Annotated in this window: 1 protein-coding gene (cut by a window edge); it reads left to right on the top strand. The window is 68.3% G+C overall.

Annotation, left to right across the window (positions count from 1 at the left end):
- Positions 1-12,004, top strand: partial view of a non-ribosomal peptide synthase/polyketide synthase gene (locus AC5Y4T_RS18815; protein WP_499954796.1) — the 3' portion only. The gene continues 19,190 nt to the left of window position 1, outside the view; only the last 12,004 of its 31,194 coding nucleotides appear in the window; the start codon falls outside the window, past its left edge; it ends in the stop codon at positions 12,002-12,004.

Here is a 12,004-nt window from a genome sequence, read left to right as displayed (position 1 = left end):
GGTGACTGCCGGCGAGGCGGTGTTGGGTGCCGTGCTCAAGGAAGCCAAAGAGCAGCTTCGCGGGCTCCCGGATTCCCTGACCTACGGTTTGCTGCGCTACCTGAATCGCGACGCGGACCTGGCCGGACCCGACCCGGTGATCGGCTTCAACTATCTCGGGCGCCTGGGCGCGTCGGGCGGCGACGCCGCGGCGAGCGGCGACATGTGGTGGCCCAGCCGGGAAGGCTCGTCGAGGACGGGCGCCGTCGCGGCCATCCCGATGCCGCTGCTGCACACCGTGGAGCTCAACGCCGGCACGGTCGACACCGACACGGGACCGCAACTGCACGCCGATTGGATGTGGGCGCCTTCGGCGCTCGATCAGGCCCAGGTCAACCGGCTGAGCCAGCTGTGGTGCGACGCCCTGGCCGGTATCTGCGCGCACGTGCAGCGCGGTGGCGGCGGGTTGACGCCGTCGGACATCGCCCCCGCTCGGCTGAGCCAACCGCAAATCGACCAGCTTCAGCGGGAGCATCAGATCGCCGACGTGCTGCCTCTGACCCCGGTGCAGCAGGGGTTGCTGTTCCACGCCAGCACCGTCCGGGGGAGCGACGACGACCTGTATGCGGTACAGCTGAATATCGCCGTCACCGGTGCGCTTGACTCCGGCCGTCTACGCGATGCGGTACACACCGTGGTCAATCGGCATCCGCATCTGGCGGCCCGATTCTGCCCGCAATTCGATGAGCCGGTGCAGATCATCCCCGCCGATCCGGTGGTGCCCTGGCGGTACGCAGACCTCGCCGGCGATGGTCTCGACGCCGACGTGGATGAGCTGGTCGACCAGCTATGCGCGGCCGAGCGCGCCGCGGTGGGCGACCTGGCCGATCCGCCGGCATTCCGGGCGGCGTTGCTCCGCATCGGGGCAGACCGGCACCGCTTTGTGCTGACCAATCACCACATCGTGGTCGACGGCTGGTCATTGCCGATCCTCTTGGCGGAGATATTCGCCAGCTATTACGGTCAGCCGCTGGCCCCGGCGGGGTCGTATCGCCGGTTCGTGACCTGGCTGGCCGAGCGAGATCTGGATGCCGCCCACGCCGCGTGGCGCCAGGTGCTGGACGGCTTCGACAGCCCCGCTCTGGTCAGCTCGGGACACAGGTTGGCGCTCGGCACCCGTGCCGTCGAATCGTTCCTGCTGCCCGCCGAGACCATGCGGGCCATGAGCGAGCTGGCCCGCTCCTGCCAGACCACCGCAAACACGGTGCTGCAAGGCGCCTTCGCCCAGCTGCTGTGCTGGCTGACCGGCCAGCACGACGTGGCATTCGGTACCACCGTGTCGGGCAGGCCGGCCGATGTCGCCGGGGCGGAGTCGATGGTCGGGCTGATGATCAACACGGTGCCGGTCCGGGCGCGTCTGACACCCACCACCACCGCCACCGAGCTGCTGGAGCAACTGCAGAACACCAACAACCACACGCTCGAGCACCAGCACCTCGCGCTCAGCGAGATCCACCGCATCACCGGGCACGAGCAGCTGTTCGACACCCTGTTCGTGTACGAGAACTACCCGATGGACGCCGCCGCCCTGGCGGGCGATGACGAGCTGGTGGTCACCGAGTTCACCAGCCACGAGTCCACTCACTACCCGCTCTCCATCGTGGCCTTGCCGGGCAGTGAACTGCGCCTTCGAGTCGAATTCGACACCGCCGTGTTCGACGGCGCCGCCATCGGCGCGCTGGTCGAGCGGTTGCAGCAGGTGCTGGCGGTCATGGCCGCCGACCCGGCGCGGCCGCTGTCTTCCATCGATCTGCTGGACGAGCGTGAGTATGCCCGCCTGCAGCAGTTCGGCAACCGGGCGGTGCTGGCGCAACCTGCTCCCGCGGCGACGTCGGTTCCGGAGTTGTTCGGGGCGCAGGTGCTGCGGGCCCCGGAGGCGGTGGCGCTGGTGTGTGGCGACCGCTCCTGGAGTTACCGCGAGCTGGATGAGGCCGCCAATCGGCTGGCGCATTTGTTGGCCGGAAATGGGGTTGGCCCGGGCGCGTGTGTGGCGCTGTTGCTCCCGCGGTCGGCCGAGGCGATCGTGGCGATCTTGGCGGTGCTCAAGACCGGGGCCGCCTACCTGCCCATTGATCCCGCCGTGCCGGCGGCGCGGTTGGAGTTCATGCTCGGCGATGCTCGGCCGGTCGCCGCGGTGACCACCGCGCAGTTGCATGCGCGGCTGGACGGGTTCGGCGGACTGGCGGTCATCGATATCGATGATCCGGCGGCGGCGACCCAACCGAGCACAGGGTTGGCGGCGCCGGCCGCTGACGACGTGGCGCACATCATCTACACGTCGGGCACGACGGGCACACCCAAGGGAGTGGCGGTCACCCAGCAGAACGTGACTCAACTGTTCGCCGGTCTGGACATCGGTGTGGAGTTGGGGCCGGACCAGGTGTGGACGCAGTTCCATTCCTATGCGTTCGACTTCTCGGTGTGGGAGATCTGGGGCGCCCTGCTGCACGGGGGGCGGCTGGTGGTGGTGCCCGACTCGGTGGCGCGCGCGCCGGAAGACTTCCACGCCCTGCTGGTGGCGCAGCGGGTCACCGTCTTGACCCAGACCCCGTCCGCGGTGGGGGTGCTTTCGCCGGAGGGACTGGAGTCGACGGCCTTGGTGATCGGGGCCGAGCCCTGCCCGCCGGAGTTGGTCGACCGGTGGGCGCCGGGGCGGGTGATGGTCAATGTCTACGGCCCCACGGAGACCACGATGTGGGCCGCGAAGAGTGTGCCGTTGGTGGCGGGGGCTGGGGCACCGCCCATCGGGTCGCCGGTACCTGGGGCGGCGTTTGCGGTGCTGGACGGGTGGTTGCGTCCGGTGCCGGTGGGGGTGGTCGGCGAGTTGTATGTGGCCGGCCGCGGAGTCGGCGTGGGGTACTGGCGTCGGGCCGGGTTGAGCGCGTCGCGGTTCGTGGCGTGCCCGTTCGGAGCGCCGGGCGCACGGATGTACCGCACCGGCGATTTGGTGCGCTGGCGTGCCGACGGACAGCTGGACTACCTGGGTCGTGCCGACGAGCAGGTCAAGATCCGCGGGTACCGCATCGAACTTGGCGAAATCCAAACGGCGCTCACGAGTTTGGATGGAGTGACGCAGGCGGCGGTGATCGCCCATGAGGACCGCCCGGGGGAGAAGCGTCTGGTGGGATATGTCACCGGCACCGTCGACCCGGGCGAGGCGCGCGCCGCGCTGACCGAACGGCTCCCGGGCTACATGGTGCCCGCGGCGGTGGTGGCGCTCGAGGCGCTGCCGTTGACACCCAACGGCAAGCTCGACACTCGCGCCCTGCCGGCTCCGGAGTACCAGGACACGGATCGATATCGCGCCCCGGCCAACCCGACCGAAGAAATCCTTGCCGGTGCTTACGCCGAAGTGCTCGGTATTGAACGCGTCGGGGTCGACGACTCCTTCTTCGACCTGGGTGGGGATTCGCTGTCGGCCATGCGCCTGATCGCGGCGATCAACACCAGCCTCGAGGCGAATCTCCCGGTGCGGGCCTTGTTCGAGGCGCCCACGGTGGCCCAGTTGGCCCCTCGCATCGGGACCGAAAGCGGCGGCCTGCGGCCCCTGGTGCCCGGTGAGCGGCCCCCGGTGGTGCCGTTGTCGTTTGCGCAGAACCGGTTGTGGTTCCTGGACCAATTGCAGGGCCCGTCACCGGTTTACAACATGGCGATGGCCTTGCGGCTGCGCGGACGGCTGGATGCCGAGGCGTTTGGTGCGGCGCTGTCCGATGTGGTTGCCCGCCACGAAAGCCTGCGCACACTGTTCTCGGCGCCCGACGGGATACCGCAGCAGGTCGTGGCATCCGCCGAGCAAGCGGACATCGGCTGGCAGGTCGTCGAGGCCGGCGCATGGTCGCAGGAGCAGTTGGGCGTGGCGATCGGCGCCGTGGCGCAGTACACCTTCGATCTGGCCTCCGAAATCCCATTGCGCGCAAGGCTTTTCGCCGTCAGCGACGATGAGCACGTGCTGGTCGCGGTGGTGCACCACATCGCCGCCGACGGCTGGTCGTTGCGGCCGCTGGTACGTGATCTGGGCGTGGCCTATGCCAGCCGGCGCGCGGGGCGGGCCCCCGACTGGCCCGCCTTGCCGGTGCAATATGTCGACTACACACTGTGGCAGCGCGAAATCCTCGGCGATCTGGAAGACAGCCACAGCCGCATCGCCGCCCAGCTGGCCTATTGGGAGGATGCGCTGGCCGGGATGCCGGAGCGCTTGCAGCTGCCTACCGATCGGCCGTATCCGCAGGTTGCCGATCAGCGGGGCGCCCGGGTGGCGGTGGAGTGGCCGGCCGAGTTGCAGCGGCAGGTCACCCGCGTGGCGAGGGAACACAACGCCACGAGTTTCATGGTCGTTCAGGCCGCCCTTGCCGCGTTGCTTTCCCAAATCAGCGCCAGCCCCGATGTGGCGGTCGGTTTCCCGATCGCTGGACGCCGCGACGCCGCGCTCGACGAACTGGTGGGCTTCTTCGTCAACACGTTGGTGCTGCGTGTCGACGTGGCCGGTGATCCCAGCTTCGCCGAGCTGCTCGGGCAGGTGCGACGGCGCAGCCTCGCCGCATACGAGCACCAGGACGTGCCCTTCGAGGTGTTGGTGGACCGGCTCAACCCGACCCGAAGCCTCGCCCATCACCCGCTGGTCCAGGTCATGCTGGCTTGGCAGAACCTGCCCGGATCCGGCAGTGCCGCCGACGATTTGGCCTTCGGTGATCTGCAGGTGACGCCGTTGCCGGTGGACACCCGGGCCGCCCGCATGGATCTGACCTTCTCGTTGGCCGAGCGCTTCGGCGAGGACGGGGCGCCCGCCGGGATCGACGGCGCGGTGGAATACCGCACCGACGTGTTCGACGCGGACAGCATCCACACCCTGATCGTGCGGTTCCGCCGCGTGTTGATGGCCGTGACCGCCGACCCGGCGCGGCGGCTGTCGGCGGCCGAGTTGCTCGACGACGCGGAGCACGCGCGGCTCGACGACATGGGCAACCGGGCGGTGCTGACCCGGCGGGTGGCTGCGCCGGTGTCGATTCCGGCGTTGTTCGGCGCGCAGGTGGCCCGCACCCCGGAGGCTGTGGCGCTCAGCTGCGGTCAGCGGTCGTGGACCTACCGGGAACTCGACGAAGCCGCTAACCGGTTGGCGCACCTGCTGGCCGGCAACGGTGTCGGCCCGGGTCGGTGTGTGGCGCTGCTGTTCTCCCGGTCGGCCGAGGCGATCGTGGCCATCTTGGCGGTGCTCAAAACCGGGGCGGCGTATCTGCCGATCGATCCCACGCTGCCGACGGCGCGCATCGCGTTCATGCTCGGCGACGCCGCGCCGGCGGCCGCGATCACCACCGACGAGCACGCGGGACAGCTACAAGGCCATGGCGTGCTGGTCATCGATGTGAGCGACCCGACCATCGAGGGCCGACCCAGCACGGCGCTGCCCGCGCCGGAGGCCGACGAGATCGCGTACCTCATCTTTACGTCCGGGACCACCGGCGTGCCCAAGGGAGTCGCGGTCACCCACCGCAACGTCGCCCAGCTGATGGAGCCGTTGGATGCCGGCCTGCCGTCCGGGGCGGTATGGGCGCAGTGGCACTCCTACGTGTTCGACGTCTCGGTCTCGGAGATCTTCGGCGCGTTGTTGCATGGTGGGCGCCTGGTGGTGGTGCCCGAGACGGTGGCCCGCTCACCGGAGGACCTCCATGACATGCTGCGGGCCGAGCACGTCGACGTGCTGAGTCAGACCCCGTCCGCGGTGGCGATGTTGTCGCCGCAGGGGCTGGACTCGATGGCGTTGGTCGTCGCCGGTGAAGCGTGTTCCGCCGAGGTCGTGGATCGGTGGGCGCCCGGCCGGGTGATGATCAACGCCTACGGTCCCACCGAAGCCACCGTGTATGCGGCGATCAGCGCTCCGTTGGTCGCGGGGTCGGGTGCGCCGTCGATCGGGTCGCCGGTGCCGGGGGCGGCGTTGTTCGTCCTCGATGGGTGGTTGCGTCGGGTGCCCGCCGGTGTGGTGGGTGAGTTGTATGTCGCCGGCGATGGCGTCGCGGTGGGTTATCTGCGCCGGCCCGGGTTGTCCGCGTCGCGGTTTGTGGCGTGTCCGTTCGGTGGTGTTGGCGTGCGGATGTATCGGACCGGGGATCTGGTGCGGTGGCGCGCCGACGGGCAGTTGGATTATCTGGGTCGTGCCGATGAGCAGGTCAAGATCCGCGGGTATCGCATCGAATTGGGCGAGATCCAGACGGCGTTGATGGGTGTGGACGGTGTGGACCAGGCGGCGGTGATCGCGCGCGAGGACCGCCCCGGCGACAAGCGCCTGGTCGGCTATGTCACCGGGACGGTCGACCCGGCCAGCGCGCGCGCCGCGGTGGCAGACCGGCTACCGGGCTACATGGTCCCGGCCGCGGTGGTGGTGATCGACGCGCTGCCATTGACCGTCAACGGCAAGCTCGATGCTCGGGCGTTGCCAGCGCCGGATTATGCCGATCAGGAGCATTATCGGGCGCCGGGTGGCGCGGTCGAGGAGGTCCTGGCCGGCATTTATGCGGAGGTGCTGGGGCTGGCGCGGGTCGGGGTTGATGATTCGTTCTTCGAGCTCGGTGGCGACAGCATCTTGTCGATGCAGGTGGTGGCGCGGGCGCGGGCGGCGGGGCTGGTGTGCAAGCCGCGTGACATTTTCGTCGAGCAGACGGTGGCCCGGTTGGCGCGCGTCGCCGGGGTGGCCCAGGCCGAGGGCTTGGTTGATGAGGGCGTCGGGCCGGTGGTGGCTACGCCGATCATGCGTTGGCTGGCCGAGGTCGCTGGTCCGGTTGATCAGTTCAATCAGACGGTGGTGGTGCAGGCTCCGGCAGGGGCGACCGAGGCGGACGTGGTGGTGTTGGTGCAGGCGCTGCTGGATCGGCACGCCGTGCTGCGGTTGCGCGTCGAAGACGATGGTGCCCGGGCCTGGTCGATGCGGGTGCCCGAGGCCGGTTCGGTGGACGCCGCTTCGTGCCTGCAACGGGTGGAGGTGCTCTCCGACGAGGCGCTCGTCGCGGCCCGCGCGCGGCTGAACCCCGTCGCCGGACTGATGCTCAGCGCATTGTGGGCCGCCTCGACGGGCCAGCTGGTGTTGATGATTCACCACCTGGCAATCGATGGCGTGTCGTGGCGAATCGTGTTGGAGGACCTCAACATCGCCTGGGCACAGCATCGCGGCGGACAACCGATAGCGCTACCGGTGACCGGCACGTCGTTCGCCCGCTGGGCGCAGCTACTCGACGAGCACGCCCACACCGCGAAAGTCGTTGACACGGCGCAGATGTGGCAGCGTGTCGCGGCGACCCCTGCGGCGCTGCCGGCGGTGCAGCCCGACGATACCTATGAGACCGCCGGGCGCTTGTCGATGTCGCTGGACGACGCCGAGACGACCCGGATGCTCCTCGGCGAGGTGCCCGCCGCGTTCCACGCCGGCATACACGAGATCTTGTTGATCGCGTTCGCGTTGGCGACGGCGGAATTTTTGGGCGCCGGCGGCGGCCCGATCGCGATCGACGTCGAAGGCCACGGGCGCCACGAGGAGCTGGCCTCCGGTGTGGACCTGTCGCGCACGGTGGGCTGGTTCACCACCAAATACCCCGTGGCATTGACCGTCGGCAGCCTGTCCTGGACGCAGGTGATCGCGGGCGACGCGGAGCTCGGGGCGGTGATCAAGGACGCCAAGGAGCAGCTTCGTGCCCTCCCCGACGGGCTCACCTATGGTTTGCTGCGCTACCTGAACGCTCAGGTCGACCTCGAGGGCTCCGACCCGTCCATCGGTTTCAACTATTTCGGGCGCATGGGCGGGTCGGCGGACCTATCGGGTGACGGCTGGGGGATCAGCCCGGACGGCTTGTGGGTTACCGAAGCGGCCACGGCTATACCGATGCCGCTGATGCACACCGTGGACCTCAATGCGGGCACCATCGACACCGAGGCCGGGCTGCGCCTGCAAGCCAATTGGACATGGGCGCCGTCGGCGCTGGACGAAGGGCAGATCGCCCGGTTGAGCCGGTTGTGGTTCGACGCCCTGGCCGGCATCTGCGCGCACGTGCGGCGCGGTGGGGGTGGACTGACCCCCTCAGATATCGCGCCCGCCCGGTTGAGCCAGCAGCAGATCGACGACCTGCAACGGCGACACGCGGTCGCCGACATCCTGCCGTTGACCCCGCTGCAGCAGGGGCTGCTCTTCCACGCCCGCACCGCGCCCGGCAGCGCGGACGACCTGTACGCCGTGCAGCTGAACATCGCGGTGACCGGCGCACTTGACCCGTACCGGCTGCGCGATGCGGTGCACACGGTGGTCAAGCGGCACCCGCATCTCGTAGCCCGGTTCTGTCCGCAATTCGACGTGCAGATCATTCCGGCTGATCCCGGGCCGCCCTGGCGCTATATCTACCTCACCGGGTCGGGGGAGGGCGAGATCGACCGGCAGATCGAGCAAGTCTGTGCTGCCGAACGCGCCGCGGTCTGCGAGCTCGACGGCGAGCCGGCCTTCCGCGTCGCGTTGGTGCGCATCAGCGCCAACCGGCACCGCTTTGTGCTGACCAATCACCACATCGTGGTCGACGGCTGGTCGTTGCCGATCCTGATGGGCGAGATCTTCGCCAGCTATCACGGCCAGCCGCTGGGCGCCGCCGGCTCGTTCCGCCGGTTTGTGACCTGGCTGGCCGAGCGTGATCTGGATGCCGCCCACGCGGCCTGGCGCGAGGCGCTGGACGGCTTTGACACCCCCGCTCTGGTCAGCTCGGGGCACCGGTTGTCGGGCACCCGGGGCGCGGCATCCTTCGGGCTGCCCGCCGAGATCACGGGGGCCGTCGGCGACTTGGCCCGGTCATGTCAGACCACCGTCAATACGGTGCTGCAGGCCGCCTATGCCCAGCTGCTGTGCTGGCTGACCGGCCAGCAGGACGTCGCATTCGGTACCACCGTTTCGGGTAGGCCGGGCGACCTCGTCGGCGCCGAGTCGATGGTGGGCCTGCTGATCAACACGGTGCCGGTGCGGGCGCGTCTGACACCCGCCACCACCGCGATCGAGCTGCTGGAGCAACTGCGGGACACCAACAACCACACGCTCGAGCACCAGCACCTCGCGCTCAGCGATATCCACCGCATCACCGGTCACGAGCAGCTGTTCGACACGCTGTTCGCCTATGAGAACTACCCCGTGGACGCCGCCGCACTGGCCGCCAACGAGGAACTGGCGATCGGCGATATCGCTCGGCACGAATCCACCCACTACCCGTTGACGGTACAAGTCCTGCCCGGGAGCGAACTCGGCCTTCGCGTCGAATTCGACACCGGCGTATTCGATCACTCCGATATCGAAACGCTGATCGACCGGTTGCAGTGGGTGCTGGTGGCGATGGCCTCCGAACCCCACCGGCGGCTCTCGGCGATCGATTTGCTGGGTAGCGACGGCAATGCCCGCCTGAAGGAACTGGGTAACCAGGCGGCGTCGACCCGGTCCGCGCCCGAGCCGGTCTCGATTCCGGCGCTGTTCGCCGCGCAGGTGGCGCGTTCACCGGAGTCCGTGGCGCTGGTGTGCGGTGAGCGCACGTGGACCTACCGCGAGCTGGATCAGTCCGCCAATCGACTCGCGCAGCTGCTGGTCGCGCGGGGCGCGGGCCCGGGCGAGTGCGTCGCGGTGTTGTTCCGGAGGTCGGCTGAGGCGATCGTGGCGATCTTGGGCGTGCTCAAGAGCGGGGCCGCCTACCTGCCGATCGACCCGGCGTTGCCGGTGGCGCGGATCGGGTTCATGGTGGCCGACGCCGCGCCGATCGCCGCGGTCACCACCGCGGGGCTGGCCGACCGATTCGGCGGGTATGACGTGCTGGTCATCGACGTCGATGACCCCGTTGTCGACAGCCAGCCCAGCGCCGCACCGCCGGTGCCGGCCCCCGACGACATCGCGCACATCATCTACACCTCGGGCACGACGGGTGCGCCCAAGGGAGTGGCGATCACCCACCAGAACGTGGCCCAACTGCTCGACTCGCTCGGCGCGGGCCTGCCTTCCGGACAGGTGTGGACGCAATGTCACTCCTACGCGTTCGACTTCTCGGTCTGGGAGATCTGGGGCGCTCTCCTGCACGGAGAACGCCTGGTGGTGGTGCCCGAAGAGGTCGCGGCCTCCCCTGACGACTTCCAGGCCTTGATGGTGGCGCAGCGGGTGAACGTGCTGACCCAGACGCCGTCGGCGGTGGTGGCGCTCTCGCCCGAGGCCTTGGCGTCGACAGCGTTGCTGGTTGGTGGTGAGCCCAGCCCGGCCGAGCTGGTTGACCGGTGGGCGCCGGGCCGGGTGATGGTCAACGCCTATGGTCCGACAGAGACCACCGTGTACGCGGCCATGACTGCGCCACTGGTGGCCGGATCGGGGACACCGCCCATCGGGTCGCCCGTCTCGGGTGCGGCGTTGTTTGTGCTGGACGGGTGGTTGCGGTCGGTACCGGCCGGGGTGGTCGGCGAGTTGTATGTGGCCGGTTGGGGCGTGGCGTGCGGTTATGTGAGCAGGGCAGGCTTGACCTCCTCGCGCTTCGTGGCCTGCCCATTCGGAGCGCCGGGCACCCGGATGTATCGCACCGGGGATTTGGTGCGGTGGCGTGCCGACGGGCAGCTGCAGTATGTGGGCCGGGCCGATGAGCAGGTCAAGATCCGCGGTTACCGCATCGAACTGACTGAGATCCAGGAGGCGTTGTCCGCGCTTGACGGAGTGGCGCAGGCGGTGGTGGTCGCCCGTGCGGACCGCCCGGGTGAGAAGCGTCTGGTGGGGTATGTCACCGGCACAATCGATCTGGCGGCGGCGCGCGCCGCGCTGACCGAACGGCTCCCCGGCTACATGGTCCCGACGCTGGTGACGCTCGACGCGCTGCCGTTGACGCCCAACGGCAAGGTCGACGTCCGCAGCCTGCCGGCGCCCGGACACACCGCGGGCCAGTATCGCGCCCCGAGCACCCCCATCGAGGAGACCCTGGCCGGGATTTTCGCCGACGTCCTCGGCATCGACCGAGTCGGAGTCGACGAATCGTTCTTCGATCTCGGTGGCGACAGCATTTCGGCGATGCGCGTGATCGCCGCGGTCAACGACGGCCTGGATGTTGATCTTGCGGTACCCGCGCTGTTTGAAGCGCCCACGGTGCAAGCTTTGAGTCACCGGTTGCAGACCCACCCGGCTTCCACTCACGAAGTGGTTCCCCTTCAGTATCTGAAGGGCGGTAGCGGCACCCCGCTGTTCTGCGTCCATCCGGCAGGGGGGGTGAGTTGGCCGTACCAGGCGCTCGGCAATCACGTGGACTGCCCGATAATCGGAATTCAGCAGATTCGGCGGCCCGAAGAGCCTCAACCTCAATCGATTTCGGATATGGCCAAAACCTATGCCGACCGGATCCAAAGCATTCATCCCGACGGGCCTTACCACCTCCTCGGCTGGTCTTACGGGGGTGTGATCGCTCATCAGCTCGCGGTCGAGCTTCGACAACGCGGAAGCGTCGCAAACCTGTTCCTTCTGGACGCTCAGCCGATCATCGACAGCAGCATGGCCCTGCGCGACTACGCTCTGGACGAAGCTCAGATCGTGAAAGAAATCCTGGAGTTCTACGGCGTAACCACGCCCGAACCGAATGAGTCGTTGACGTACGAGCAGATCGAAGATCTCATTCGCCAACAAGAAGCCATTGAGCTCTCCCGGCACAAAGATCTGCTGAATCTGCTCGTTCAGAACCTGAACACCAATCTCGCGTTCTATCGGGCTCACGAACCCGGCATTCTGGACGGCGATATGACGGTCTTTTCCGCTATGCGAGACGACAGCGATCGCGGTAACCATCTTCGGCAGAGTTGGCGGCCCTACGCTACGGGCGACATCGCCGTGTACGAAGTCGACTGCACGCACAATGAGATGCTGATCACCGAATCGACCGGTATGTACGGTAAGCAACTCCAGCGCCTGCTCGACCTGGATCTCTCGCGGCGCGATGGCAAGCTCTAG

It is taken from the genome of Mycobacterium sp. NGS11, assembly GCF_059813315.1.
This window is presented reverse-complemented; position numbering and strand designations above follow the sequence as displayed.